The 25,094-nt window shown below is 65.6% G+C and carries 32 protein-coding genes; 17 read left to right on the top strand and 15 right to left on the bottom strand.

Going from position 1 to position 25,094, the window contains the following annotated elements; translation table 11 throughout:
* Positions 1 to 6 precede the first annotated feature (6 nt).
* Together IF809_RS11340 and IF809_RS11335 are read right to left on the bottom strand one after the other, a co-directional pair.
* On the bottom strand, positions 7 to 1,224 hold the full coding sequence (locus tag IF809_RS11340; RefSeq protein ID WP_164938883.1) for a DUF1501 domain-containing protein: 1,218 nt from the start codon (positions 1,222 to 1,224) through the stop codon (positions 7 to 9).
* Between the two features lie 2 nt (positions 1,225 to 1,226).
* On the bottom strand, positions 1,227 to 2,786 hold the full coding sequence (locus tag IF809_RS11335) for a DUF1800 domain-containing protein (RefSeq protein WP_462837615.1): 1,560 nt from the start codon (positions 2,784 to 2,786) through the stop codon (positions 1,227 to 1,229).
* Between the two features lie 114 nt (positions 2,787 to 2,900).
* On the opposite strand from IF809_RS11335, the gene IF809_RS11330 reads away from it, so the two are divergent.
* Positions 2,901 to 3,101, top strand: coding sequence for a cysteine-rich CWC family protein (locus tag IF809_RS11330; protein ID WP_462837614.1), 201 nt, complete (start codon positions 2,901 to 2,903; stop codon positions 3,099 to 3,101).
* Positions 3,102 to 3,225: 124 nt separating this feature from the next.
* Here the strand turns inward: IF809_RS11330 and IF809_RS11325 are convergent, their stop codons facing one another.
* The 3 genes from IF809_RS11325 to IF809_RS11315 all read right to left on the bottom strand — a co-directional run bounded on the left by IF809_RS11325 (position 3,226) and on the right by IF809_RS11315 (position 5,045).
* Entirely contained in the window at positions 3,226 to 3,921 is a 696-nt protein-coding gene (locus IF809_RS11325; RefSeq protein WP_462837613.1) for a glutathione S-transferase family protein, read from the bottom strand.
* Between the two features lie 117 nt (positions 3,922 to 4,038).
* Positions 4,039 to 4,269, bottom strand: a complete 231-nt coding sequence (locus IF809_RS11320; protein ID WP_453993216.1) for a hypothetical protein — start codon at positions 4,267 to 4,269, stop codon at positions 4,039 to 4,041.
* Positions 4,266 to 5,045, bottom strand: a complete 780-nt coding sequence (locus tag IF809_RS11315; protein ID WP_462837612.1) for a TSUP family transporter — start codon at positions 5,043 to 5,045, stop codon at positions 4,266 to 4,268. Before IF809_RS11315 ends, IF809_RS11320 begins: the two co-directional genes overlap by 4 nt.
* Positions 5,046 to 5,191: 146 nt before the next feature.
* On the opposite strand from IF809_RS11315, the gene IF809_RS11310 reads away from it, so the two are divergent.
* From IF809_RS11310 to uvrB, 4 genes are all read left to right on the top strand, one after another.
* Complete coding sequence (locus tag IF809_RS11310; protein ID WP_462837611.1) at positions 5,192 to 6,106, top strand: LysR substrate-binding domain-containing protein; 915 nt, start codon at positions 5,192 to 5,194, stop codon at positions 6,104 to 6,106.
* Between the two features lie 109 nt (positions 6,107 to 6,215).
* Positions 6,216 to 6,440 carry a hypothetical protein gene (locus tag IF809_RS11305; RefSeq protein WP_453980541.1) on the top strand — a complete coding sequence of 75 codons (225 nt, stop codon included), beginning with the start codon at positions 6,216 to 6,218 and terminating at the stop codon, positions 6,438 to 6,440.
* A gap of 55 nt (positions 6,441 to 6,495) precedes the next feature.
* Positions 6,496 to 6,726 carry a hypothetical protein gene (locus tag IF809_RS11300; RefSeq protein WP_453980542.1) on the top strand — a complete coding sequence of 77 codons (231 nt, stop codon included), beginning with the start codon at positions 6,496 to 6,498 and terminating at the stop codon, positions 6,724 to 6,726.
* Between the two features lie 90 nt (positions 6,727 to 6,816).
* Positions 6,817 to 9,771, top strand: coding sequence for an excinuclease ABC subunit UvrB (uvrB, locus tag IF809_RS11295; RefSeq protein WP_462837610.1), 2,955 nt, complete (start codon positions 6,817 to 6,819; stop codon positions 9,769 to 9,771).
* A gap of 140 nt (positions 9,772 to 9,911) precedes the next feature.
* Here the strand turns inward: uvrB and IF809_RS11290 are convergent, their stop codons facing one another.
* Both IF809_RS11290 and IF809_RS11285 read right to left on the bottom strand, forming a co-directional pair.
* Entirely contained in the window at positions 9,912 to 10,280 is a 369-nt protein-coding gene (locus tag IF809_RS11290) for an SEC-C metal-binding domain-containing protein (RefSeq protein WP_453993223.1), read from the bottom strand.
* Positions 10,219 to 10,452, bottom strand: coding sequence for a hypothetical protein (locus tag IF809_RS11285; protein ID WP_128968338.1), 234 nt, complete (start codon positions 10,450 to 10,452; stop codon positions 10,219 to 10,221). The genes IF809_RS11290 and IF809_RS11285 overlap by 62 nt, the downstream gene beginning before the upstream one ends.
* A gap of 196 nt (positions 10,453 to 10,648) precedes the next feature.
* Here IF809_RS11285 and IF809_RS11280 point away from each other — a divergent pair, with 196 nt between their 5' ends.
* The 5 genes from IF809_RS11280 to IF809_RS11260 all read left to right on the top strand — a co-directional run bounded on the left by IF809_RS11280 (position 10,649) and on the right by IF809_RS11260 (position 13,939).
* Positions 10,649 to 11,101, top strand: a complete 453-nt coding sequence (locus tag IF809_RS11280) for a nuclear transport factor 2 family protein (RefSeq protein WP_128968339.1) — start codon at positions 10,649 to 10,651, stop codon at positions 11,099 to 11,101.
* A gap of 211 nt (positions 11,102 to 11,312) precedes the next feature.
* Positions 11,313 to 11,753 (top strand): nuclear transport factor 2 family protein, encoded by a 441-nt coding sequence (locus tag IF809_RS11275; RefSeq protein WP_128968340.1) that lies wholly within the window; start codon positions 11,313 to 11,315, stop codon positions 11,751 to 11,753.
* Between the two features lie 215 nt (positions 11,754 to 11,968).
* Positions 11,969 to 12,892, top strand: a complete 924-nt coding sequence (locus IF809_RS11270; RefSeq protein ID WP_462837609.1) for a hypothetical protein — start codon at positions 11,969 to 11,971, stop codon at positions 12,890 to 12,892.
* A 167-nt stretch (positions 12,893 to 13,059) separates the two neighbouring features.
* Positions 13,060 to 13,482, top strand: coding sequence for a hypothetical protein (locus IF809_RS11265; protein WP_128968342.1), 423 nt, complete (start codon positions 13,060 to 13,062; stop codon positions 13,480 to 13,482).
* A gap of 319 nt (positions 13,483 to 13,801) precedes the next feature.
* Positions 13,802 to 13,939, top strand: coding sequence for a hypothetical protein (locus IF809_RS11260; RefSeq protein ID WP_007596789.1), 138 nt, complete (start codon positions 13,802 to 13,804; stop codon positions 13,937 to 13,939).
* Positions 13,940 to 14,004: 65 nt separating this feature from the next.
* On the opposite strand, the gene IF809_RS11255 is transcribed toward IF809_RS11260, so the two are convergent.
* From IF809_RS11255 to IF809_RS11245, 3 genes are all read right to left on the bottom strand, one after another.
* Positions 14,005 to 14,151: a hypothetical protein gene (locus tag IF809_RS11255; RefSeq protein WP_164938884.1), complete on the bottom strand. Its 147-nt coding sequence runs from the start codon at positions 14,149 to 14,151 to the stop codon at positions 14,005 to 14,007.
* 200 nt (positions 14,152 to 14,351) lie between these two features.
* Positions 14,352 to 14,831: a MaoC family dehydratase gene (locus tag IF809_RS11250; RefSeq protein ID WP_462837608.1), complete on the bottom strand. Its 480-nt coding sequence runs from the start codon at positions 14,829 to 14,831 to the stop codon at positions 14,352 to 14,354.
* Positions 14,831 to 15,283 (bottom strand): MaoC family dehydratase, encoded by a 453-nt coding sequence (locus IF809_RS11245; RefSeq protein ID WP_453980551.1) that lies wholly within the window; start codon positions 15,281 to 15,283, stop codon positions 14,831 to 14,833. The genes IF809_RS11250 and IF809_RS11245 overlap by 1 nt, the downstream gene beginning before the upstream one ends.
* A 158-nt stretch (positions 15,284 to 15,441) precedes the next feature.
* Between IF809_RS11245 and IF809_RS11240 the strand changes: the two genes are divergently transcribed.
* Positions 15,442 to 15,738, top strand: a complete 297-nt coding sequence (locus tag IF809_RS11240) for a DUF4282 domain-containing protein (RefSeq protein WP_128968345.1) — start codon at positions 15,442 to 15,444, stop codon at positions 15,736 to 15,738.
* A 51-nt stretch (positions 15,739 to 15,789) separates the two neighbouring features.
* Here IF809_RS11240 and ychF read toward each other — a convergent pair whose 3' ends face one another.
* The 4 genes from ychF to IF809_RS11220 form a co-directional block, all read right to left on the bottom strand.
* On the bottom strand, positions 15,790 to 16,887 hold the full coding sequence (gene ychF, locus IF809_RS11235; RefSeq protein WP_453993231.1) for a redox-regulated ATPase YchF: 1,098 nt from the start codon (positions 16,885 to 16,887) through the stop codon (positions 15,790 to 15,792).
* A 4-nt stretch (positions 16,888 to 16,891) separates the two neighbouring features.
* Positions 16,892 to 17,497 (bottom strand): aminoacyl-tRNA hydrolase, encoded by a 606-nt coding sequence (pth, locus tag IF809_RS11230; RefSeq protein ID WP_462837607.1) that lies wholly within the window; start codon positions 17,495 to 17,497, stop codon positions 16,892 to 16,894.
* A gap of 61 nt (positions 17,498 to 17,558) precedes the next feature.
* Positions 17,559 to 18,284: a 50S ribosomal protein L25/general stress protein Ctc gene (locus IF809_RS11225; RefSeq protein ID WP_128968348.1), complete on the bottom strand. Its 726-nt coding sequence runs from the start codon at positions 18,282 to 18,284 to the stop codon at positions 17,559 to 17,561.
* Between the two features lie 201 nt (positions 18,285 to 18,485).
* Positions 18,486 to 18,737, bottom strand: coding sequence for an accessory factor UbiK family protein (locus tag IF809_RS11220; protein ID WP_057741966.1), 252 nt, complete (start codon positions 18,735 to 18,737; stop codon positions 18,486 to 18,488).
* 183 nt (positions 18,738 to 18,920) lie between these two features.
* On the opposite strand from IF809_RS11220, the gene IF809_RS11215 reads away from it, so the two are divergent.
* The 6 genes from IF809_RS11215 (at position 18,921) to IF809_RS11190 (ending at position 24,370) form a co-directional block, all read left to right on the top strand.
* Positions 18,921 to 19,658 carry a dienelactone hydrolase family protein gene (locus tag IF809_RS11215; RefSeq protein ID WP_453980556.1) on the top strand — a complete coding sequence of 246 codons (738 nt, stop codon included), beginning with the start codon at positions 18,921 to 18,923 and terminating at the stop codon, positions 19,656 to 19,658.
* Positions 19,659 to 19,666: 8 nt separating this feature from the next.
* Positions 19,667 to 20,512: a prolipoprotein diacylglyceryl transferase gene (gene lgt / locus IF809_RS11210; RefSeq protein WP_128968350.1), complete on the top strand. Its 846-nt coding sequence runs from the start codon at positions 19,667 to 19,669 to the stop codon at positions 20,510 to 20,512.
* Positions 20,513 to 20,533: 21 nt separating this feature from the next.
* Complete coding sequence (locus tag IF809_RS11205; protein ID WP_462837606.1) at positions 20,534 to 21,652, top strand: class I SAM-dependent methyltransferase; 1,119 nt, start codon at positions 20,534 to 20,536, stop codon at positions 21,650 to 21,652.
* Positions 21,652 to 22,419: a peptidoglycan editing factor PgeF gene (gene pgeF, locus IF809_RS11200; protein ID WP_462837605.1), complete on the top strand. Its 768-nt coding sequence runs from the start codon at positions 21,652 to 21,654 to the stop codon at positions 22,417 to 22,419. Before IF809_RS11205 ends, pgeF begins: the two co-directional genes overlap by 1 nt.
* A 185-nt stretch (positions 22,420 to 22,604) precedes the next feature.
* On the top strand, positions 22,605 to 23,222 hold the full coding sequence (locus IF809_RS11195) for a hypothetical protein (protein WP_462837604.1): 618 nt from the start codon (positions 22,605 to 22,607) through the stop codon (positions 23,220 to 23,222).
* Between the two features lie 194 nt (positions 23,223 to 23,416).
* A complete protein-coding gene (locus IF809_RS11190) occupies positions 23,417 to 24,370 on the top strand; it encodes a ribose-phosphate pyrophosphokinase (RefSeq protein ID WP_164938886.1) in 954 nt (317 codons plus the stop codon).
* Between the two features lie 159 nt (positions 24,371 to 24,529).
* Here the strand turns inward: IF809_RS11190 and IF809_RS11185 are convergent, their stop codons facing one another.
* Positions 24,530 to 25,087, bottom strand: a complete 558-nt coding sequence (locus IF809_RS11185) for a 6,7-dimethyl-8-ribityllumazine synthase (protein ID WP_128968355.1) — start codon at positions 25,085 to 25,087, stop codon at positions 24,530 to 24,532.
* Positions 25,088 to 25,094: the final 7 nt, after the last annotated feature.

Genomic DNA, 25,094 nt, shown 5'->3' with positions numbered 1-25,094 from the left:
TGCGAGTTAGGCAACCAGCCCCTTCATTGGCCTTGCGGCGGCGCTATCCGGGAACACGGTCTGGGCCAATACCTGATCCGAGAGGCCGAACTGCCCCTGCAGCACGCCCTTGATCACGGAGCGCAGGTCGGTGGTCGGCTTGAGGTCGCGCCCCTCGTAGAGATTGGCGGGCTTCAGTCCGGGCCAGTCGGAAATGACGCGGCCGCCCTTCACGGCGCCGCCGGCGAGCAGCGCGATCGTGCCGGTGCCGTGGTCGGTGCCGTCGGTGCCGTTGATGCGCGCGGTGCGGCCGAACTCGGTGGCGACGACGACGGCGGTGTCGCGCCAGCGCTCGCCCAAGCCGCTTTCGAATTCGGCGAGCGCGCCGTCGAGACCGCCGAGCAGGAAAGCGAGCCGCCCGACCGGACCGCCTTCATTGGCATGGGTGTCCCAGCCGTCGAAGGCGAGCGCGGCGATGCGTGGACCATCATCGGCCGCCATCAATTTTGCCGCGCCGCGCGCAACCTGCCGCATCTGCGCGACCGCGTTGCCCGGCTTCGGCTTCATGTCGTCGCCGCTCGCGGCCTTCTCGAGCTGGAGGCCTTGCGTCAGCGCCGCGGCCAACGCGGGATCGCGATGACGGTAGAGATCGACCAGCCGCATCGCGGTGTCGTCGTCAGCCTGCGGCAGCGCGACCGGGGCCCAGCCGACGGTCGGCGCGTTGCCGCGCAGCACCAGCGGCGTGGTGGGGCCGACTGCAAGTCCGCTCGACACCCGCTCGCCGCGCGGCAGCGCTTCCAGCGCGCGGTTGAGCCAGCCGGACTGCACGCGGCCGGGACCGGCATAGCCGCTCTCGAGCACGTCCTGGCCGTCGAAATGCGAGCGATCGCGATACGGCGTCGCGACGGCATGGATCACCGCCGCATGCTGGTCGCGGTACATGCGCGCGAATTCCGGCATCGCCGGATGCAGCGCGAAGAAGCCGTCGAGCCTGGTCGCGGGATGCGCGCCGTCCGTCGCGAGCGCGATCGAACCGTGCAGGCCGGCATAATCGGGGTCGCCGACCGGCGCGACGGTCGCGAGCCCATCGAGCGCGCCGCGCAGGATCACCACGACGAGGCGCGGGTCGCGCCCATCGGCGGCGCGTGCGAATTTCGGCAAATAGGCCCAGGCCGCGAACGAAGCGCCGCCGAGCAGCAGGCCGCGGCGCGAGGTGAGGAGCCGGTTTTCGACGCAGTCGATCATCTTCATCTCCTCTGTATCTCAGGCGACATCAGCAGCAGCGCCAGCGCCTGCTGGCGCGATTCCGCACGCTCGATGGTCCGCCGTGTTTCGGGCGAGGCCGCATCGCCGGCGGCGAATTCCAGGAGGTCGAGCGGATCGATGTTGGGCCCGAGCCGCGCCCCCATCTGCGAGGCGATGTCGAGCCGGAGCTTCATGCCTTCGGGCGCAGCCCAGGCCGCGGCCGTATCGGGGAAACCGTTCGGCCCGGCCGGCGTCCACAAGGGCTGGCCGAGCAGGTTCAGACTGTTGAGATAGAAGCCGGGATCTTCCGGCACGCGCGCGAGCAGCCGGCCGCTCGCGACCAGGAAATCGCAAGGACTGCGCATCTTGGTCAGCGGCGCCTTCCAGGCTTCATCGGAATCGACCAAAGCCGTGGCGAGCGCCTTGAGATCGCCGTCGGTCTTGACGAAGACGTCGCGCATCCGCGCCACCAGCGCCGGCGGCGGATCGTCGGCGACGAAATGCCGGACGAATTTGGTCGCGACGAAATTCGCCGTCGACGGATGCCGCGCGATGTCGGCGAGCGCGGCTTCGCCCTGCGCGAGGCCATTCGCCTCATAGGTCTTGCCGAGCAGCACCTGCGGTCCGGGCTGATGCGCATTGGCGTTGAAGGCGAAGGAGCCGGGCAGCCCGATCTGGCCTTTGCGGCCGGCGAAGGTCCAGCCGGTGATGATGCGCGCCAGCGAGGTGACGTCCTCCTGCGTATAGCCGCCGCCGACGCCGAGCGTATGCAGCTCCATGATCTCGCGCGCGAGATTCTCGTTCAGCCCGCGCTTGCGGTTTTGGCCCGCGCGCGAGTCGGGTCCGAGCGATTGCTGGTTGTCGAGGAAGAACAGCATCGCCGGATGCTGCTCGACCGCCTTCAGCATGTCGGCGAAACGCCCGAGCACGTGCGGACGAATCGCCTCGCGCTCGAACGCGCCGGCCCACATCCGCGCCAGCTCGCCCTTGCTCGCGGAGATACAGAAATGGTTGGACCAGAACGCGACCAGGCGCTCGGTGAAACCGCAATCGACCATCATCGCCCGCTGCAATCGCGCCAGCGCCTCGGTGCGAAAGGTCTTCTGGATGACGTTGAGCGGCTGCGCGGGCTTTGCAGCCGCCGGCGGCGCAGCGCCCGGTTGCATGCCCTCGGGCTTCATCGCGCCGTCGGTCGGCTTCGCCTCGGCCGTCGGGCCGGCGATCACGGCGGTCACGGTGTTCAGCGAGAGGTTACGGCGCAATTTGGTGTCGGGCTTCTGGTCGGCCGGCGCCTGAGGCGGCGCCTCCGTCGGGGCGCCGGCCTTCGCCGCCTCGCGCGCCTGCTTGACCTGATCCTGATAGGCGAACGCGGCCTGCCCGAGCTGCGGGGTCGATTGCAGGCCAGGCGCCTCCAGCAGCACGCCGTAGGGACGGGCGAGCTCGGCCTTCACGAAGCCGCGCGGATCGGAGGCCGCATTGACGAGATCGCCGGAGGCGCCGCCGCGGGCGCCGAGGCCGAAACGGTTGAGCGCAACGAGGGCGGCTTGCGAGTCGCGAGCCATCGATTTGTTCTCCGCGTGGAACCAGCCGCTTTTCGAGCGTGTCAACGAGGCCTAATATACCGAGGCGGGAGATGAACCCGGCATGAAAATCACGGCGAAGCCTTAGCGCATATCATGACAATTTCGAAAGAATTCGCGTTACAGGAACCGCCGGCCCGCCGCCTCACCTGCTCCCGCTGCGGCAGCGAGTTCGGCTGCGATCTCTCGGGCAATTGCTGGTGCGCGGAGGAGACGGCGCGACTGCCGATGCCGGTCAAGGGCGAGGATTGCCTGTGCCGCGAGTGTTTGCGGAAGGCGGCGAACACTGCTCGTTAAGCGCGAGGCGACGGCCACATCCTCAGTATTGCAGGGTGGGCAAGGGCGCACTTGCGCCGTGCCCACCGTCCCCATCCAACACGATCAGGTCGTGGCACGCTTCGCTTTGCCCAGCCTACGAAGTCTAAACTGGATGCCCCGGCGATTTCCGCGCGATGCCGTCGAACGCATCGAGCAGCCTGCCGCGCCAGGCATAGACCGGATCGTCAGCCTCGAGCAGCTTGAACGGGCTCACCACGCGCGCCCATTGGAAGCCGCCGAACACGATGTAGTCGGCATAATCAGGCGCGCGGCCGCCGATGAAGGGCTGCGTCTTGAAGGTCTGGCGCAACACCTCCAGCGATTTGCGGAATGCCACCACGCCGCTGTCGCGGTTCGCCATGATCTCTTCCAGCGGCTTGCCGAAGCGCGCTTCCCGCGACTGACGGAAATAGGTGGCGTCGGCCTCGCCGAGGTTGTTCGGAATGTCGGCGATGATGAGCGGAAAGATGCCGCCGACGATGGCGATGTCGCCCCAGGCGTTGATCATGCGCGCCATGGCGCGGCCGCCCTCGCCGCCGAACAGCGAGGGCCGATCCGGAAATTCGTCTTCGAGGTAATTCGCGATCGTCCACGAATCGACCACCGGCTTGTCGTGATGCAGCAGCACAGGGACCTTCTCCGAGCCGTGCGGCGCGATCGTGCTCTTCTCGGTGAAACGCCAGGGCAGCGATTCCGCCGCCAATCCCTTGTGCGCGAGCGCCATCCGCGTGCGCCAGCAGAACGGGCTGAACGGGCGCGAGGCATCGGTGCCGACGAGTTCGTAGAGTTTGAGCGACATGGTGTTGTTCCGTCATTGCGAGCGCCAGCGAAGCAACCCAGACTGCCTCCGCAGTCACATTCTGGATTGCTTCGCTGGCGCTCGCAATGACGATGTGGAGACAGAAGCGCCCTGCGTCTACCGCCCGTTGGTGCGCAGCAGCTTCTCGCCCGCTTCCGTCACCGCGATGACGAGGCCGATGCCGGGGAGCGTCTCGCGCGCGACGAAGCCGCGGTCGGCGGCGTCTTCCCAGATGGTGAGGCGCGGGCACGAGGTCTTCCAGGTCGCGATCACCTCGGCATAGGCGCGCGGCTCGCGTGCGACCCATTCGACGAAGTCCAGCACCAGCGGGTCGGCCTGATTGCTCATTGCAAACCTCCCTTGTCGATGGCGGCGAGCACCGGCGTGCGAACCAGGAGCCAGCCGCCATAGGCGATGTAGTAACAGGCGATGGTGGTGATCAGCTTGTACGACCAGGTGACGAATTGCTGGTCGGTCATGGCTTCGAGCAGGCGCCGCGCCAGCGTGGTGCCGAGCATCGAGGCGAGGATCGCGGCGCCGGCGAGCACGGGATCGAGGCTCGCCGCCTGGTCGATGATGCCGCCGAAATAGATCAGCTTGGTGAAATGGCTGACGACCTGGCACATCGACTTCGTCGCCACCTTCTCGCGCCGGCCGAAATTGCCGCCGAGGAAGAACGTGTCGAGCAGCGGACCGGAGACGCCGGTCATCAGCATCAAGCCCATGCAGATCGTGCCGTAGACGGTGCCCTGCCAAAGGCTGTCAGGGTCGGGCTTGATGTTGGTCGGCAGCAGCCGGGCCATGAACGGCGTGGCGCCCAGCATCAACAGCGCGATCGGCTTGTCAGGCACGTAGCGGGTGACCGACCAGGCCGCGAGCGCGATCGCCGCGCCGACCAGATAGTTCGCCACCGCCCGCCAGCGGATATGCTGGCGCCAGAGCAAGGCACGCCAGCCATTCGAGGCCATCTGCGTGATCGCATGCAGCACCATCGCGGTCGGCAGCGGCATCAGCGCCAGCAGCACGCCGATCAGGATCAGCCCGCCCGCCATGCCGAACAGCCCCGACAGAAACGCGGTGGCCACCATCAGCAATCCGAGGGCAGCGATCATGATGGGCGTCAAGGGACGGTTCTCCTGTTCGGCAGCTAGGGACGCTTGATTCCCTCGTCCGCGCACGTGGGGAGAGGCGAAGGAGAAGGTGCCTCGCTTGCGCCTGCTTCGCAAACTGAGTTATCTTGCCCTGGCATCAGCTTTCCTGAGGGTAGACTTTGCGCCGCCTGCTCTTTCTCAACGGCATCAAGGCATTCGAGGCGGCGGCGCGGACCGGCAGCTTTGCTGGGGCCGGCGTCGAGCTGAGCGTGTCGGCGGCCGCCGTCAGCCGCATGGTGCACCTGCTCGAAGAGCGGCTCGGGGTGGCGTTATTCGAGCGCAAGGCCAACAGGCTGGTGCTGACCCAGGCGGGCCGCGCCTATCAGAGCGGCCTGACGCCGATCTTCGATGCGCTCGCCAGCCTCACCGCGCAGGTGACCGCGCCCGCGAGCGTGCGCGTGCTCACCATCGGCGTCGGACATACGTTTGCGATGCGCTGGCTGATCCCGCGCCTGTCGGAGTTTCGCAGCGAGGAGCCCGACATCGAGGTGCGCTTCACCACCGGCGGCGCGTCGGTGCCGTTCGGCGAGGACTGGAGCTGCGGCATCAAGCTCGGCACCGGCGACTGGCCGGGGCTCGTCGCCGAACCCCTGTTCGCCGGTGATTTGACGCCGGTCTGCGTGCCCCGCCTCGCCACCTCATTGAAGCGCCCGGCCGACCTCAAGGGCCCCAGCCTGATCCGCGTGGAACACTCGCCGGAGGACTGGCCGCTCTGGCTGAAGGCCGCGAACCTTCCCCGCATCAATCCGCGCGGGCCGGAGTTCCAGTTCTACGGCCAGGCGCTCCAGGCCGCCGTTGACGGGCTCGGCATCGCCATGGGCATCCGGCCCTATATCGACGACGATCTCGCCGCCGGCCGGCTCGTCGCACCGTTCGACCTTTCCGTTCCCAAGGGCATGCGCTGGTACCTGCTCTACCGCAGCTTCCAGACCGAACAGCGCGACTTCGCCGCGTTCCGCCGCTGGATCATGCGGGCGGCCGCGGAACCCGCGGCCCGTCCGCGCCGGTCCGGACGCAGCCCTGCGCGGAACTGATCTCAACCGTTCGGCTGAAAAAGCTGGGCGCTTGTGAACCGCTTCACAGTCCCAAACCCGCAACCGTGCTCCTCTAACCCTCCGACACGAGCGCATTTGGGGACTACCAATGACGACCCTTTACGATGGCTTTGACATCGAATCCTTCGAAGCTGGCAAAGGACTGTGGCACGCCCGGATCAGGCGCGCCGATTTGAGCCCGGTTGCCATCGACGGCGTGCTGTTTCCGACCATGGAAGTCGGCTTCGCCTGGCCCGATCCGGACGCGGCGATCGCCGACGCCAAGCATCACATCGACCGGTTCCGCCGGCACGCGGACGACAACGACGAATAGACTCCGCGAGGGAGGACTGAGCGACAGCGCGGCATAACAGGGGGGACACCTGACCATGTCGGTCATCAACTACGAAGACGCTCCGCAGCCGAGAATCTATTCCCGCGAGGTGCTGGCAATATGCCCGGAATGCGACGGCGATCTCACGGTGCTCCGTGTCATCGGCGGCCGCGCCGGGTGCGAGTACTGGACCATGCGCTGCACCGATTGCGGCGGGATTCATCTCGACATCCTCGAGCCGCGCCTGACAGTCGTGGACGGCGACGGACCGCTGCCGGCGGCGTGACCGGGGCTGCTGCCAACCTGCTGTCAGCAGCCTGCGCGGTGGCGGCTATTCGCCCTTTTCTGAGGGGCGGACTCGTCCCATATTCGCCTCATGGCGAAGAAAGCTGCTCCCCCAAAATCCCCCAAAACCAAGGCACCGAATTCAAAGGCACATCGGCCTGATGTGCAGCCGATCGGGCCGGCGCTGGCCGAACTGCTGAATCCCGCGATCAACCGCGGCGATGCCGGGCTGGGATCGGGCACCGGGCTGCAGCCGCCGCCGGACAATTCGCGCGACCGCCGCGCCGGAGGCGAAGCTGCCGCGCACCGGGCGCGCGCCTCGACGCCGAAAGAGTTTCCGCAGGATACGACGCGACCGATGCCGCTGCGGCCCAATCCGCAGCCGGTGGGGGCACGGGCTTCGACCGAGGGCTTCGACGAGGTCCCTCAGGCCAATTACGGCACGGCCGCCACGATCCCGACGCTCGATCCGGAGCTGGCGCGGCAGCTCGGTCTTCCCACCGAGGAGGACGATGCCGAGGCGCTGGCGCGCCCGCCGCGCAGCAAGATGGAGGCGCTCGGCGTCAAGGCGACGGCCGACGCACTGGAATCCCTGATCCGCGAGGGCCGCCCCGAGTTCCGCAAGGGCGACGGCTCCATGAAGGTGTGGACGCCGCACCGGCCGCCGCGCCCGGAAAAGTCCGAAGGCGGCGTGCGCTTCGAGATCAAGTCCGAATACCAGCCGCGCGGCGATCAGCCGACCGCGATCAAGGAGCTGGTCGAGGGCATCGAACGCAACGACCGTTCGCAGGTGCTGCTCGGCGTCACCGGCTCCGGCAAGACCTACACCATGGCCAAGGTGATCGAGGCGACGCAGCGCCCGGCGCTGATCCTGGCGCCGAACAAGACGCTCGCCGCCCAGCTCTATGGCGAGTTCAAGAACTTCTTCCCCGACAACGCCGTCGAGTATTTCGTCAGCTATTACGACTACTACCAGCCGGAAGCCTACGTCCCGCGCACCGACACCTACATCGAAAAGGATTCGTCCATCAACGAGCAGATCGACCGCATGCGCCACTCGGCGACGCGCGCGCTGCTCGAACGCGACGACGTCATCATCGTCGCCTCGGTATCCTGCATCTACGGTATCGGCTCGGTCGAGACCTATACCGCGATGACCTTCGCGCTGAAGAAGGGCGAGCGCATCGACCAGCGCCAGCTCATCGCCGATCTCGTCGCGCTGCAGTACAAGCGCACCCAGGCCGATTTCACGCGCGGCACGTTTCGCGTGCGCGGCGACGTCATCGATATCTTCCCGGCGCACTATGAAGACCGCGCCTGGCGCGTGAATTTGTTCGGCGACACCATCGAGAACATCGAGGAGTTCGATCCGCTCACCGGCCACAAGCAGGACGAGCTCGAATTCATCAAGATGTACGCCAACTCGCACTATGTGACGCCGCGGCCGACGCTGGTGCAGGCGATCAAGTCGATCAAATCGGAATTGAAGCTGCGGCTCGACCAGCTCAACAACCAGGGACGCCTGCTGGAGGCACAGCGGCTGGAGCAACGCACCACCTTCGACCTCGAGATGATGGAGGCGACGGGCAGCTGCGCCGGCATCGAGAACTATTCGCGCTACCTGACCGGACGCCGGCCCGGCGAGCCGCCGCCGACGCTGTTCGAATACGTCCCCGACAATGCGCTGATCTTCGCCGACGAAAGCCACGTCACCATTCCGCAGATCGGCGCCATGTTCCGCGGCGACTTCCGCCGCAAGGCAACGCTGGCCGAATACGGCTTCCGCCTGCCCTCCTGCATGGACAACCGCCCCTTGCGTTTCGAGGAGTGGGACATGATGCGGCCGCAGACGATCGCGGTGTCGGCGACGCCGGGTGGATGGGAGCTCAACGAGAGCGGCGGCGTGTTCGTCGAGCAGGTCATTCGCCCCACAGGCCTGATCGATCCGCCCGTCGACATCCGCCCGGCCCGCACCCAGGTCGACGATCTCGTCGGCGAGGTTCGCGCCACGGCGCAGGCCGGCTATCGCTCGCTGATCACGGTGCTCACCAAGCGCATGGCGGAGGACCTCACCGAATACCTGCATGAGCAGGGGATTCGCGTCCGCTACATGCACTCTGATATCGACACGATCGAGCGCATCGAGATCATCCGGGATCTCAGGCTCGGCGCGTTCGACGCGCTGGTCGGCATCAACCTGCTGCGCGAGGGCCTCGACATTCCCGAATGCGCGCTGGTCGCCATCCTCGACGCCGACAAGGAAGGTTTTCTGCGCAGTGAGACCTCGCTGATCCAGACCATCGGCCGCGCCGCGCGCAACGTCGACGGCAAGGTGATCCTCTATGCCGACCAGATGACCGGCTCGATGGAGCGCGCCATCGCCGAGACCAACCGCCGCCGCGAGAAGCAGGTCGAGTACAACACCGCCAACGGCATCACGCCTGAGAGCGTGAAGAAGCATATCGGCGACATCCTCAACTCCGTCTACGAGCGCGACCACGTGCTGGTCGAGGTCGGCGGCCACGACATGACCGACGACGTCATCTCGATCGGCCACAATTTCGAAGCCGTGCTGGCCGATCTCGAGACGCGGATGCGCGAGGCCGCCGCCGACCTGAACTTCGAGGAAGCCGCGCGCCTCCGCGACGAGGTCAAGCGCCTGCGCGCCACCGAGCTCGCCGTGGTCGACGATCCCACCGCCAAGCAGCGCACGGTCACGACCAAGGCCGGCGCCTATGCCGGCACGAGGAAATACGGCGACGCCGCGAATTTGCCGGTGAGCGCCATGAAGAACAAGAGCGCCGCGACCGCGCTCAAGGCCGGCGGCGCCAAGGGCTCACGCGTGCACAAGCCGCATCTCGACGAGATGCACGGCCCGGAGTCGTTGCCCTATCGCGCCAGCCCGACATTGCCGTCGAAGCCGTTCGGCGGAAACAGCCGGATCATCCAGCCGACCGACTCGCGGCAGTCGGGGCCGGAGTTCGGGCCCGCGCCGAAGTCGACGGGCGGGGCACCGGGGCGACGCGGTCGGTGGAAGAAGAGGTAGGTTATTGGCGAAGAGAGCCGGCGATGCTGCACGATAGATCCCGGTCTCGCGAGGTCACACGAGACCGGGATATCGCGTTCGCCAATCACCGCCGGCAGAACACCGCTACTCCCTGAAAGTAATAGCCGCGGTTGGAGCCGTCATAACTGCCTGAGCTCATGCAGCAGGCCTTGAAACCTGCGTCCGGAGCCGCATGGGCAGAGGTCGTTGCGGCCGAGCTTTTCGCTCAGCTCGACGTCGCCGTGAACGACGCGCGCGCCGCGTTTGACGTGGGTTTCCGAGGGGAAAGACTTCCGCCGCTTACGCGTGACGCTGAAAGCTGGGGAGGTTTTCGAGATCGCGGGACTTGCGCATGACGCCCTCCATCGGTTCGGGAAGCGCGGCCGATTGCCGCCGCGCTTCACTATCACGATGTCGGGTGCACGGGAAGACGCAGCGCCTGCGGGCCTACAGCTTGCCCTGCCCGGTCGTCTGGGTCTGTTGCTGCTGCTTCTCCTGCTCCTTGGCATGGTGGCGGCCGTAGAGGCAGCCGGCGGCGGCGCCTAACATGCCGTGATGGCCGGCATAATGGCCGGCGACGCCGCCGACGACGGCGCCCTTGATGCAGCCCTTGGCGTCGGCGGCGGAGGTGGCGCCGAGCATGAGAAGCGCGGCAGCGGCGGCGAGAAGCGGGGATTTCATGATCGATGTCTCCGGCGGGTGTCCGCGTCTCAACGAACACGGGCGGGCTGGGGTTCCACCGCGCGCTGCATGGCGTGAACCACCATGCATGGAAGCGCGACCCATCGCTGGATATCCCTGTGTTTTTGCGGATTGATGAAGCCGGGGGCCGCGCGATAGCGTTTGCAATCCACGGCCGGTGCGGGCGGGACAGCCTATGACGATCGAATCGTTGAACAAGCAACGCGTGCTGCATCTGCTCGACGCTCTTGCGCGCGGCGATCTCGATGACGCGCTGTCGTGCTGCACCGACGACGTCGACTTCCTCACTCACGCCCCGATCGACGTGCTGCCGCATATGGGCCCCCGCCACGGCAAGGCCGAGCTACGCGAGCTCTGGCGAACGGTCTGGTTGCGTTACTCCGAGATTCGTTACAAGGCGCCGCAGATCCTGGCTGATGGCGACGAGGTGGCGACCTACCTGCAGGCCCATTTCAAGAAGCGCAGCAACGGCCGGATCGTCCAGTTCGACATGGCGGTATTCTACAGCTTCCGGAACGGCCAGATCGCACAGATCCGCGAAATCATCGATTCCTACGATCTGGTGCAGCAGGTGCTGGAGAGGGAGATCGGCCCCATGATCGTGGCGGCGGAGGCGGACGGGCTGTAGCCCGACGGGCCGCCCCCCGGGAGATTACGGGGTTCTATTGTAAATCTCACAAAACGCCATCAATTGTGCATTGCAAAAACGTGAATTGCGTTTTGGCCGAAACCGCGTATTTTGTTCGCATACAAATGAGTTGAGCGACCCCGGGGCGCCTTTACGGCGCATGGGGTTGTTTTCCGTTTTTCTTTGCAAGCCAGCTTCAGGACTGCCCAAAATGACAGAGCACAGCCTCTGGCGTTTCTCGCGTGCATTGCATCGCGCGATCAACGACCGGCATTTCGAGGATATCGAGGCCCTGATCGACGAGGACGTCGACTGGGCGGTCTACGGCCCGATCGACATGTTTCCGTTCCTGGGCGCGCGCCAGGGCAAGGCGGCGGTGCTCCAGGTGATCCGCCAGCTCGCCGACAATTTCCACGTCCGCCGTTTCGAGCGGGAGAGCATCATGCTGGGCGTCGATTCCGCCTCGTCGATGCTGCGCTATTCGCTCACCGCCTTGGATTCGGACAAGCCGATCAGCCTGCGCGTCGCGCAATTCGCCCAGTTCAGGGCTGGCAGGCTCATCAACATGCGCGTGCTGATCGACACCTTCGATCTGGTCGAGCAGGCACTCGGCCGCGCGATTCATCTGCCAAAGATGACCCGCGTCGGCTGAGGGGGACACCAACGGGCTCCGCATTCCGGGACCGATCGACTGATGCTCCTGCGACCCGTCCCGGCCTCCAGCCCCGCCGGACGCGCATCGTGGAGAGGCTCGTCTTCGGGCGCGCGCGACTTGCGCGCGGCCCGTTGGTTCGTCATCCCAGGTGCCACAATTTCGCAACGATGGTTCCGCATCTTCCGCCCGAACTGGGCTCGCGGGCAAGGGCAATGGAATTCACGACAGGTTTGGGCTGGATCCGGCTGCCGCTGGCGGCCGCCTTCGTTTTCGGCTCGGTGCTGACGGCCCAGGCGCAGATCATTCCGCCCTTCTCCCCGCCTCCCGCCGCGACAGCCCCCGACGACGAGGCGGACGAGGTCGCCGAGACGGCCCCCGACGTCAACGATACCGACGTGCTCAAAGGCATCGACGTCGACAAGCTCGACTGGAGCCAGCTCGCCATCGATGCCGGCACGCTCAACGACATCATCGCCGCCAAGAAGCGCGCGAAGGCTGCCGCCAATGACGGCATGAACTGGTCGTCCAACGCCAATGCCAACGGCTCCTCGGCCGTGACGGTGAAGCAGTCGGTGTCCCCGTTCTGGGATACCCGCATCGGCGCCGACATGACGGTGGCGAAAGAGCCGACCACGATGTCGGAGCTGCTGGCGGAGAAGGCCGCCAACGGCGGCAACCTGCCGCAATCCTCCGGCAGCGCCTGGGCCGCCGCGACCGCGCCGGGCGCGGGCGTGATCTGGGACAAGACCGCCGTGGAAGCCCGCGTCGATCCCGGCTCTGAGCAGAGCAAGCTCGGGGCGTCGCTGACCAAATCGATGCCGCTGTCGAGCGATACTTCGCTGACGCTGCAGAACGGCTACAGCGTCAACCAGCAGGGCACCACGGCGCTGCCCGGCGTCGGCGGCCACGTCATCCGCAATTACGAGACCGACCAGTCCGCCAAGGTTTCCATCGCCGACACCGGCACCAGCATCAGTGCTGGCCGAACGCTGTCGACCACCGACGACAAGTGGCTGGGCAAGGTCGGCGCCGAACAGAAGCTGTTCGACAACGTCACCGTGTCGGGCTCGGTCGGCGAGACCTCGCAAGGGGTGATCAACAAGAGCGTGACGGCCGGCTTCAAGAAGAGCTGGTGAGGCTTCTTCAGACTCTCCTAACCATACGCCACGGCAAAGCCCCCGAATCGTCCGCCCTTGCCGTATCTCGGCCCCGTTGCGGTCAAAATCCGACGCCCTAGTCGGATCACCGACGCCGTCGTGCGGGGGACACTCGCGCTGCGCTCAACGCGAACAGGGGAACCTTGATGAACGCCATTCGTCCGGAAAAGATCGAAGCCACCGAGACCGAGACGGTCGACAGCAACCTTGCCGCCGTGACCGAAGTCGAGGCCGGCATCCGCGATTTCGTCCGTAACGACATCGCCTATCTGCGCCGGCCTGCCACTGCCACCACCGACGCGCCGCCGCTCGATCCGAGCGCGGAAGCCACCGTCACCAACGTCAACTCGCTGATCCAGCGCGTCGCCGGCACCTCGCTCGCCGAGATCGAGAACCTGATCTCCGAGCTCGAGAGCCTGCGCGACCTGCTTCATGCCGAAGGCCAGCGCGTCCAGCGCGAGATTTCGGGCTACGCCCAGCTCAGCCAGGCCGCGATGAAGTCGACGCGCATGATCGCCGACAACGTCGCCCAGTGGAAGCGCGCCGCCGACGGTCTGCGCAACAGCTGATCGGGCTATCCAAGCATCACGAACCGTCGCGTTCCGAGAAGGGGCGCGGCGGTTTTGATTCTGGGGGATGGGCTCACGCTGTTTCTCCAGGATAGGTGTCATCGCCCGATTCAATCGGGCGATCCAGTATTCCAGAGACGATAGTGATTGGACCGAGACGCCGCGGCGTACTGGATGCCCCGCTCAAGCCGGGGCATGACAGCGGTAGATATGGCTACGCGCGCGGCATGACAGGACGTGGATTGAACCCTCCGCCCTACCCCGGCGACCAAAGCCTAGCGCCCGTGCCGCTGACGGCCGGGCTTCAGGGGCATTTCAGATGGAAAGCATTCGGCCCGACACCACGGACCCGATCCCGTTGCGGCCGGCGCCGAACCAGTTCGGCACTATCATGCTGCGCTTTGTCGGGCTGCTGGCTATTGCGATCGCGATTTTGGCGTTCGTCTATAGCCGCTGAGGGCGGAGGCCACGACGCGGCCCCGCGCGGAGGCCAATTCGTGGCCCCGCGGAGTTAACGAGCGCTTAACGGCTCGCGTCGACGGTCGAGGCTTCCAGGGTGTAGGCGCCGTCGGCGTAACCCTTCACCACCATGCCGGCGACCAGCATCACGGCCAGCGTCGCAGTCGCAAAGATGAATCCGACCAACTTGAGTGCGCCGCGGTCTGCCATAGTCCTCGTCCCCTGTACTCTGCCAATTCGTTTCAAATAGACAGCGACAGGTTCATAATTGGTTAGCAACTCGATGGTTCCGGCAGCTGCGTCGTGAGCCGCCAGCCAACTCGCGAGGCTTATGGCAGCCGCCTGGAATCGCGTCCATAGCGCGCGGGCAACACTCGCGCGCTGTTTTGGGCGTTCATCCTGGAACTGGTCTAACCGCCCTTCCGCATCGGCACGAAGGCGCTGGCGGTGATGGAATAGACGTCCTCGCCGCGCTGGTTGGTGCCGATTGTGCGGGCCGTCAGGATGCCCCAGCCGGGACGCGAGCCGGAGGCACGCTTGTCGATGACTTCGTTGACGTAAGAGATGGTGTCACCCGCAAGCACCGGCTTGATCCAGCGCAGGTCGCGAAAGCCCGGTGACGGGCCCCACACCGCGACCTCCTCGCCGCGGCTTGCTGCTTCGCGCGCCAGGCGCTGGCCGTCGGCGACAAGCAGGCTCATGCAGGCCGAGCCGACATGCCAGCCGGAGGCAGCGAGCCCGCCGAACAGCGAATTCTTGCCCTCCTCCTCGTCGAGGTGGAAGCGCTGCGGATCGAACTTGGCGGCGAATGTCTTGATGGCCTCTGCCGTGAACGTATAGCTGCCAATCTCGCGGCGTTGGCCGATCTCGATATCGTCGAAGAACCGCATCAGACCGCTCCCTCGCGCCGCTCGATCAGGATCGGCGAGGTCATCTCGGCGAGCGCTTCGCCCCTGGCGTTGCGCACGGTGCATTTGAACTTGACGATGCCGAGGTTCGGCCGGCTCTTCGAGGTGCGCGCCTCGACGACATCGACGTCGAGCGTCAGATCGTCTCCCGGCCTGAGCGGCGACAGCCAGCGCACCTCGTCGACCCCGGGAGACCCCAGCGAAGCGGCGCGGGTAATAAATCCGTCGGCCATCATCCGCATCATCAGCGAGCAGAGATGCCAGCCAGAGCCGGACAGGCCGCGCAGCATGCTCCGGCTAGCTGCCTCCTCGTCCAGATGCATCGGCTGCGGATCGAACTCGGCGGCGAAGGCCAGGATCTCGTCGCGGGTGACATGGCGCGGGCCGAACGTTCCGTAGCGGCCGGTCGGGAAATCTTCGAAGGTCAGGGTCATCTGGGAAAAGCTTTGCGGGAGGACAGATTGTGGCCGCACTTTGCGGCAATCTCAACCCGCCGGCTCGCATGGCTCGTGCTACATTCGGCGAGTCGGGCCAAACCTGCCTCATTGTCTGGATGACACGGTCGGCGGCACGATCTGCCCGGGGGAGAGAGATGTTTTCATTCAGCGATCTGTTTCAATGGGACCGCTTCATCACGCCGACGATCATCAAGACCTTCTACTGGCTGGTGATCGGCGTGATCTGCCTGTTCGGCCTCTCCGGAATCTTTGCCGGTCTCACCGCGATGGCGATCAGCCCGTTCGCCGGTTTCCTGATCGTGCTGGAATCGATCGCGGGCGTCGTCGTCGGGATCGTGTTCTCGCGCATCGCCGCGGAACTGATCCTGATCGTATTCCGCATCAACGAGCATCTCGGCGCGATCAGGGATCAGGGCGGCGGGATGCGGTGAGGCTCCGTCGTTCCGGGGCGCCTCGAAGAGGCGAGCCCGGAATGACAAGACTTACGTATTGAACCTAAAATGCATCACGTCGCCGTCGGCGACGACGTATTCCTTGCCTTCGAGGCGCAGCTTGCCGGCATCGCGAGCGCCGGCTTCGCCGTTGAACGCGACGTAGTCGTCAAAAGCGATCGTCTCGGCGCGAATGAAGCCCTTCTCGAAATCGGTGTGGATCACACCGGCCGCGCCCGGCGCCTTGGTGCCGCGATGGATGGTCCAGGCGCGCGCTTCCTTCGGTCCCACCGTGAAATAGGTGATGAGGTCGAGCAGCTTGTAGCCGGCGCGGATCAGGCGATCGAGGCCGGCCTCTTCCAGCCCAAGCGTCTCCAAGAAGTCGGCGCGCTCCTCGCGCGAGAGGGTGGCGATCTCGGATTCGATCTTGGCCGAGATGACGACGGCGACGGCGCCCTCCTTGGCAGCCTGCTCCTGCACGGCCTTCGAGAACGCGTTGCCTGTGGCGGCGGAGCCTTCCTCGACGTTGCAGACATAGAGCACGGGCTTGGACGACAACAGGCCGAGCATGCCGAAGGCGCGCTCCTCCTCCGGCTTGCGCTCGACGAGGCGCGCGGGCTTGCCGTCGCGCAGCAGCACCAAGGTGCGGTTGACGAGGTCGAGCTGCTCCTTGGCGTCCTTGTCGTTGCCCTTGGCCTTCTTGGTCAGGTTGTCGACGCGCTTTTCGAGGCTGTCGAGGTCGGCGAGCATCAGCTCGGTCTCGATGGTCTCGATGTCGGCGAGCGGGGCGATCTTGCCCTCGACATGGGTGATGTCGGAATCTTCAAAGCAGCGCACCACATGCGCGATGGCGTCGACCTCGCGGATGTTGGCGAGGAACTGGTTGCCGAGACCTTCACCCTTGGAGGCGCCGCGCACGAGACCGGCGATGTCGACGAAGGTCAGCCGGGTCGGAATGATCTGGCCCGATTTGGCGATCGCCGCCAGCTTGTCGAGCCTGGGATCAGGCACGGCGACCTCGCCGACATTCGGCTCGATGGTGCAGAACGGATAGTTGGCCGCCTGCGCCGCGGCCGTCTCGGTCAGGGCGTTGAACAAGGTCGACTTGCCGACATTGGGCAATCCGACGATTCCGCATTTGAATCCCACGAGCCTATTCCTTGCCGTTCTCGTCCTTGGTCAAAAATCCCTTCGCCTGCATCGCAAGATGCACCCTGTTGGCGAAGGTCGCGTCCGTGCCCGTGGCGATCAGGGCGGCGTGCTCGGCGACCGCGTCACACAGCGTCGTCACCCACTCATTGTCGGCCTTGGCGAAGTCCGACAGGACATGGCCGTGCACCAACTCCTTGACGCCGGGATGACCGATGCCGAGCCTGACACGGCGATAGTCGTTACCGATATGCGCCGAGATCGAGCGCAGGCCGTTATGGCCGGCGATGCCGCCGCCGATCTTCACCCTCACCTTGCCCGGCGGAAGCTCGAGCTCGTCGTGAAACACCGTGGTGTCGCCTGGCGCGATCTTGAAGAAGCCTGCTGCTTCCTGAACGCTGCGGCCGGACTCGTTCATGTAGGTCGTCGGCTTGAGCAGGATCACGCGCTCAGGTCCGAGCGTGCCTTCCGAAGTCTCGCCCTGAAACCTGCGGCGCCACGGTGCGAAACCATGACGCCGCGCGATCTCGTCGACGGCCATGAAGCCGATATTGTGCCGGTTACGTGCGTATTTCGCGCCGGGATTGCCGAGCCCAACAAAGAGTCGCATGACGCGGCGCGCCCCTCAGCCAGCGCGCGATCGAGGATCACGCGCCGGCTCTTTCGAGAGATTACTTCTTCTTGTCGCCGCCGGCCGGAGCCTTGGCCGCTGCCGGAGCCGCAGCACCCGCAGCCGGAGCCGCAGCACCTGCCGCCGGAGCAGCCGCGCCAGCCGCCGGAGCCGCGCCACCAGCAGCAGCCGCAGCCGCAGCCTTCTGCTCTTCAGCGTAGCCGGACGGCGGCACGATCGTGACGAGGGTCGCGTCCTCGCGGGTCAGCGCCTTGACGCCGGCGGGAAGCTTGACGTCCGACAGATGCAGCGAGTGACCGATTTCCAGCGCGCCGACGTCGGCTTCGATGTACTGCGGAATGCTCTCGACGCCGCATTCGAGCTCGATGGCGTGGGCGACGATGTTGACCGTGCCGCCGCGCTTCACGCCCGGAGACGTTTCCGCCTTCACGACATGCAGGGGAACGCTGATACGGATGGTGGCGCCTTCGCCGAGACGCATGAAGTCGACGTGGATCGGGAAGTCCTTGACCGGATCGAGGTGGTAGTCGCGCGGAATCACGCGGTGCTTCTTGCCCTCGAGGTCGATGTCCACCAGCGTGGTCAGGAACCGGCCGGCAAGGATGCGCTGGCGCAGTTCACGATCTTCGATCGAGATCGTCAGCGGGGGCTGGTTGTTACCATAGATCACTCCGGGCACTCTGCCGGCGCGACGCTCAGCCCGGGCGGCCCCCTTGCCGCTCTTCGGACGTGCGGTCGCCTTCAATTCCTTGACGGTCGTCGCCATAGTCTAAGTCCTTGTTTTTGCAAAAGTTAATGGGCCGCAAGGCGGCCCATGGCGTACGCCGCAGCAAGCCTCCAGGGGTGCGGGGGCCGCGGACGTGGCGGGCTTTTACCCGGAAGATGCGGAAATGACAAGGAGAATGGGCTGCCCGAGAAGACCGGGTCCTTACCCTCCCTCGGAGGGGGAGGGTAAGATAAAGGGCGCCTACCCGCCGAGCTTGGCCTCGAGCGCGGCGATGCGCGCCTTGAGGGCCTCGTTCTCCTCACGCGCCAGACGGGCCATGTCCTTGACCGCCTCGAATTCCTCGCGCTTGACCAGATCCATGTCGCGCAGGAATTTCTCAGCCTGGTTGCGCATGACGGTGTCGAACTCGCGCTTGACGCCCTGGGCCGCACCGGCGGCATCGTTCATCATGCGGCCGATCTCGTCGAAAAACCGGTTGGTGGTCTGGGTCATGTCGGTCTCCTGATCGGTCTTTTGGCGGCTCGATAAACTTTGCGCGAACGCGCAAAAAGACAATGGCAATCCGCGGTGACAGGTTCAAGGGCCGCGCGGCGGTATCCTTGTCACGCCCCGGTTTCCTTGCAATCGTATTCAACGTCCCTGCATAACAAGAATCACAAGCCGGAAACGCACGACATGATCGAGCAGCAGATCGCAATTCCCACCAAGGACGGCCACACCGCGACCTTCATCGTCCATCCCGAGCGGGGCGGACCGTTCCCGGTCATCCTGTTCTACATGGACGCACCGGCAATTCGCGAGGAGCTGCGCGACATGGCGCGCCGGCTCGCGACGTCAGGCTATTACGTGATGCTGCCGAACCTCTATTACCGCTCCGGCGTGATGGAGCTCGGCGCGCTGCCGGCCGACCCGAACGCGCCGGAGCGCAAGCGCATGTTCGCGCTGATGGGCTCGCTCACGATCCCGATGATCATGGACGACACGCGTGCGCTGCTCACCTATGCCGAGGGCCAGGCTGCCGCGAACACTGAAATCGTCGGCACGGTCGGCTATTGCATGAGCGGCCGCTACGCCATCAACGCCGCTGCGCATTTCCCTGACAGCGTCAAGGCCGCCGCCTCGATCTACGGTGTGCAGCTGGCGACCGACCAGGCCGACAGCCCGCATCTCGCGGCAGGCAAGACCAAAGCCGAGCTCTATTTCGCCTGCGCCGAGACCGATGTCTACGCGCCGCCTGAAATCATCGAGAAAGTCAAGGAAGGCATGAAAGGCGCAAAGGCCGAGGTCGAGATCTATCCCGGCACCCATCACGGCTTCGCATTTCCCAAGCGCCCGGTCTATGACCGCGACGCCGCCGAGCGGCATTGGGAGCGACTGCTGGCGCTCTATCGCCGCAATCTCGTCCAGCAATAGCAGGCGCAATGCCCTTACTGCTCATCGACTTCCCGTCCTTCAACCCTATCGCGGTCGCGATCGGGCCGTTCGCGATCCGCTGGTACGCGCTGGCCTATATCGGCGGCATCGTCATCGGCTGGCTTTATGCGCGCTCGCTGCTGAAGAACGAACGCCTGTGGGGCGGCCCCGCGCCGATGTCGCTGGTGCAGATCGACGACTTCATCCTCTGGGTCACGCTTGGCATCATCCTCGGCGGCCGCACCGGCTACGTGCTGTTCTACAATCTGCCCTTCTTCATCAGTAATCCGGCTGCGATCTTCAAATTGTGGGAGGGCGGCATGTCCTTCCACGGCGGCTTTCTCGGCTGCGTCGTCGCGGTGATGTGGTTTGCCTACCGCAACGGCATCTCGATCCTGTCGCTGGGGGACATCACCACCGCGGTCGCTCCGATCGGGCTGCTGCTTGGGCGCATCGCCAATTTCATCAACGGCGAATTGTGGGGCCGCGCCACCGATGCGAGCCTGCCATGGGCCATGATCTTTCCCCACGACCCGTCGCATTTGCCCCGTCATCCAAGCCAGCTCTATGAAGCCGGCATGGAGGGCATCCTGCTGTTCACGGCGCTCGCGGTGATGGTCCGCTTCGGAGCGCTGAAACGGCCTGGCATGATCCTCGGAGCCTTCATTCTGCTCTACGGGCTGACGCGGATCGCCGGCGAGCATTTCCGCGAACCGGACGAGCAGCTCGGATTCCTCTGGGGCGGATTAACCATGGGCATGCTGCTATCGATCCCCATGCTTATTGTCGGCGGTATACTTATTGTATGGGCTGTCAGGCGCGGCTCGCCAAAGCCCACCGAGGCCATTCGTTAATTCACTTCGAGAATACAGCTCGTGACCGAACAGCCATTGCTCAACGAGATCAAGGCCCTGATCAAGTCCTCAGGCCCCATGCCGGTCTGGCGGTACATGGAACTGTGCCTGATGCATCCGCACCATGGTTATTACATCTCGCGCGATCCGCTCGGACGCGAAGGCGACTTCACCACTGCGCCCGAAGTCAGCCAGATGTTCGGCGAACTCTTGGGCCTGTGGACCGCCTCGGTGTGGAAACAGATGGGCTCGCCGCCAATCTTGCGGCTGATCGAGCTCGGGCCCGGCCGCGGCACCATGATGGCTGATGCATTGCGTGCGCTACGCGTATTGCCGCCGCTCTATCAGGCGCTTCAAATCCACATGGTCGAGGTCAATCCCGTCCTGCGCGAGCGGCAGAGTGCGACATTGTCGGGCGTGCGCAACAACATCGCCTGGCACGACAGCATCGACGACGTGCCGGAGGGACCCAGCGTCATCCTCGCCAACGAATATTTCGACGTGCTGCCGATCCACCAGATGGTGAAGCGCGAGGATGGCTGGCACGAGCGGGTGATCGAGATCGATCCCAACGGCAAGCTCCAGTTCGGCGCGGCGGCCGAGCCGACGCCGCGCTTCGACGTGTTGCTGCCGCCCCTGGTGCGCGCGGCGCCTGTCGGCGCAGTGTTCGAGTGGCGGCCCGACACGGAGATCATGAAGCTCGCCACGCGCGTACGCGACCAGGACGGCGCCGCGCTGATCATCGACTACGGCCATTTGCGCAGCGATGCCGGAGATACTTTCCAGGCCATCGCGCGCCACAGCTTCACCGATCCCTTGAAGGCGCCGGGCCAGGCCGACGTCACCGCCCATGTCGACTTCCAGGCGCTCGCGCGTGCAGCCGAGGATGTCGGCGCGCGCGTGCACGGTCCGGTGACGCAAGGCGACTTCCTCAAGCGCGTCGGCATCGACACCCGCGCCGCCGCCTTGATGCAGAAAGCAACGCCTGAGGTCGCCACCGACATTTCCGTGGCGCTGAAGCGGCTGACCGATACGGGACGCAGCGGCATGGGCGCGATGTTCAAGGTGCTCGGCATCTCCGAGCCACGGCTGACGGGCATTGCGGGCCTCAGCGATCTCGAACAGGCCGGAGGCTATTGATGACGCTCACTTCGTCATTGCTGTCGGCGGTACCCGGGCTGCGCCATGCCTTCTTCACCCGCGAGGGGGGCGTCTCCGGCGGCATCTATGCCGCGCTGAACGGCGGGCTCGGCTCCAACGACGATCAGACCCTCGTCGCGGAGAACCGCCGCCGCATGGCCGAGCATGTCGGCGTCGCAGCCGACCGCTTCCTCAGCCTGCATCAGATCCACTCGCCCGACGTGCTCGTCGCCGCAGAGCCATGGCCGAGCGGCCCGCGGCCGAAAGGCGATGCGCTGGTGACCAAGACACCCGGTATCGCGCTCGGCGTCTCCACCGCCGATTGCGGCCCGGTGCTGTTCGTCGACCCCAACGCGCGCGTGATCGGCGGCGCGCATGCCGGCTGGAAGGGCGCGCTGACGGGCGTGCTGGAATCCACCATTGCGGCAATGGAGAAACTCGGCGCCACACGCGATGGCATCATCGCCGCGATCGGCCCCTTGATCCGGCAGGACAGCTACGAGGTCGGCAACGAGTTCGTGGCGCGCTTCATCGAGGCCGATGCGGACAACGCGGTGTTCTTCATCCCGTCGGTGCGCGAGGGTCACGCGATGTTCGATCTCGCCGGCTTCATCCGCAAGCGGCTGGAAGCCGCCGGCATCCTGATGATCGACGATCTTGGTCTCGACACCTACGCCGACGAGCGCTTCTTCAGCTATCGCCGCTCGGTGCATCGCAAGGAGCCGGATTACGGTAGGCACGTTCACGCGATTGCGCTGGAAGCGTGAACACAACAGAAACCCCGTGTCATTCCAGGGCGATGCGAAGCATCGAGCCCGGAATCCATCGTGCAACAATGGATGCGGAGAAATGGATTCCGGGCTCGCGCCAAGAGGCGCGCCCCGGAATGACAGTGGCCTGTGTCGCCTCTGCCCTAGACCTTAATCGATTTTAACGATATCGCTGCCCCTCAATGAGGGAAGCGTCATCATTTCTGCGCCGCGCGGGCTCCCGTGTGATGGCGGTCGTGCTGCTGGCGGCAGCGACCGTGCTGGCCGGCTGCGCCGGCGGCAACGCGCCCGCCAACTCCTACGCCATGGCAGCGCCGAGCGGCGACTCCGGCGCGACGGTCGCTTTCGAATCCATCGACGGGCCGCCGCCGCAGGTGTTCGACCGCATGGTCGGCGTGCTCGACAGCGAGTCCAAGCTGCGTAGCCTCTCGATCGTCTCCCGCGAGGGGACGGCTGCCTACCGCGTGCGCAGCTACCTCTCCGCCCAGGTGGTGCGCGGCAAGACCGTGATCGCCTGGGTCTGGGACGTCTACGACGCCAACCAGCAGCGGGCGCTGCGGCTCTCCGGCGAGGAACCGACGGCGGCCAAGGGCGGCCGCGATGCCTGGCAAGCCGCCGACGACCTCGTGCTGCGGAAGATCGCCCAGGCCGGATTCAGCGGGCTTTCCAATATGATCAACGGCACGCCTGATGCGCCGAACGCCGCTCCTGGCCTCCGCGGACCGGCCGTGGCAAGTGCGACGCCGGAGGCTCCGGCGGCCGAGATGCCGGCTTCGGCGCTCGGCTACGCCCAGCAATAACCACCGCTAAACCACGGGCCCAGTTTGCGGCCAAGCCGTTGGCCCGACTCAGGATTTTCAAAGGGAAAACGTAGCATCCCGGGTTGCCAGCGCAGCCCCCGGCCTGATATTTCCTCGCCCGTCGTAACCGTGCTGCCAGTGGGTATCTTGAGATGTTGAACGTCGTATCCAGCAAAGCGCGGGAGGAAGCGTCCATGTCGGCCAAGAACGGCTCCATCAAGCTCGTCGCCGGCAACTCCAATCCGGCTCTCGCGCAGGCCATCGCGCAGGGCTTGGACCTGCCGCTGACCAAAGCGGTCGTCCGGCGCTTCGCCGACATGGAGATCTTCGTCGAGATCCAGGAGAACGTCCGCGGCTCGGATGCCTTCATCATCCAGTCGACCTCGTTTCCCGCGAACGACCATCTGATGGAATTGCTGATCATCACCGACGCGCTGCGCCGCTCCTCGGCGCGCCGCATCACCGCAGTCATCCCCTATTTCGGCTACGCTCGCCAGGATCGCAAATCAGGCTCGCGCACGCCGATCTCCGCCAAGCTCGTCGCCAATCTCATCACCCATGCCGGCGTCGACCGCGTCATGACGCTCGACCTGCATGCGACCCAGATCCAGGGCTTCTTCGATATCCCGACCGACAATCTGTTCGCCGCGCCCCTGATGGTGCGCGACATCCGCGAGCGTTTCGACCTCGGCAAGGTGATGGTGGTCTCGCCCGACGTCGGCGGCGTCGCCCGCGCCCGCGGTCTGGCCAAGCGCATCAACACCCCGCTCGCGATCGTCGACAAGCGCCGCGAGCGTCCGGGCGAATCCGAGGTCATGAACGTGATCGGCGACGTTTCCGGCTATAGCTGCATCCTGGTCGACGACATCGTCGATTCCGGCGGCACGCTGGTGAACGCTGCCGATGCGCTGATCGCCAAGGGTGCCAAGGACGTCTACGCCTATATCACCCACGGCGTGCTCTCCGGCGGCGCGGCCGCCCGCATCAGCGGCTCAAGGCTGAAGGAGCTGGTCATCACCGACTCGATCCTGCCGACCGAGGCGGTGACCAAGGCGCCGAACATCCGCACCCTGCCGATCGCCAGCCTGATCTCGGATGCGATCGCGCGTACCGCGGCTGAAGAGTCGGTCTCGAGCCTGTTCGATTGATTTGCTTTCGCCTCGCCCCGCTTGCGGGGAGAGGCCGGAATCCGTGCGAAGCACGGATTCCGGGTGAGGGGGACTCTCCGCGATTCCAACTCTCACCGTCCGCGCGGAGAGTCCCCCTCACCCCGACCCTCTCCCCGCAAGCGGGCAGAGCGAGAGAGCCTACCCCACAATCCCCGCCGCGACCTGGCCCCGCAGGCGCTCGAGACCCAGCAGCGTCTCCGCACAGGCGGCCGCGACCTCGACGCCCTTGATCGCAAAGTGCCTGCGGAAGAAATCGTAGTGCACCTCGGTCTCGTGGAACTGCTGCGGCGTCAGCACGGCCGAGAACACCGGCACTTCGGTGCGCAGTTGCACATCCATGAGCGCCTTGATCACGGTGTCGGCGACGAACTCGTGGCGATAGATGCCGCCATCGACGACGAGGCCGGCCGCGACGATGGCGGTGTAGCGCCGCGTCTTGGCGAGGACCTGCGCATGCAGCGGGATCTCGAACGAGCCCGGCACCTCGAACACATCCACATGATTGAGATGGCGCGCCTCGGCCTCCTTCAGAAAGGCGATGCGGGCCTCCTCGACCACGTCGCGGTGCCAGCAGGCCTGCACGAAGGCCACCCGCTGCGGCTTGGCGAAGCGCGGGTGCTCCTTCATTGGATCCGATGGAACCGGCGGCTTGGTTTCGGAAGTTTGGAGTGGGGGATCTTGCAACATCTGATTCATGGCTTTC

This window comes from Bradyrhizobium sp. UFLA06-24 (assembly GCF_054967145.1).
The sequence above is the reverse complement of the archived record's forward strand: the minus strand, read 5'-3'. Positions and strand labels throughout refer to the sequence as shown.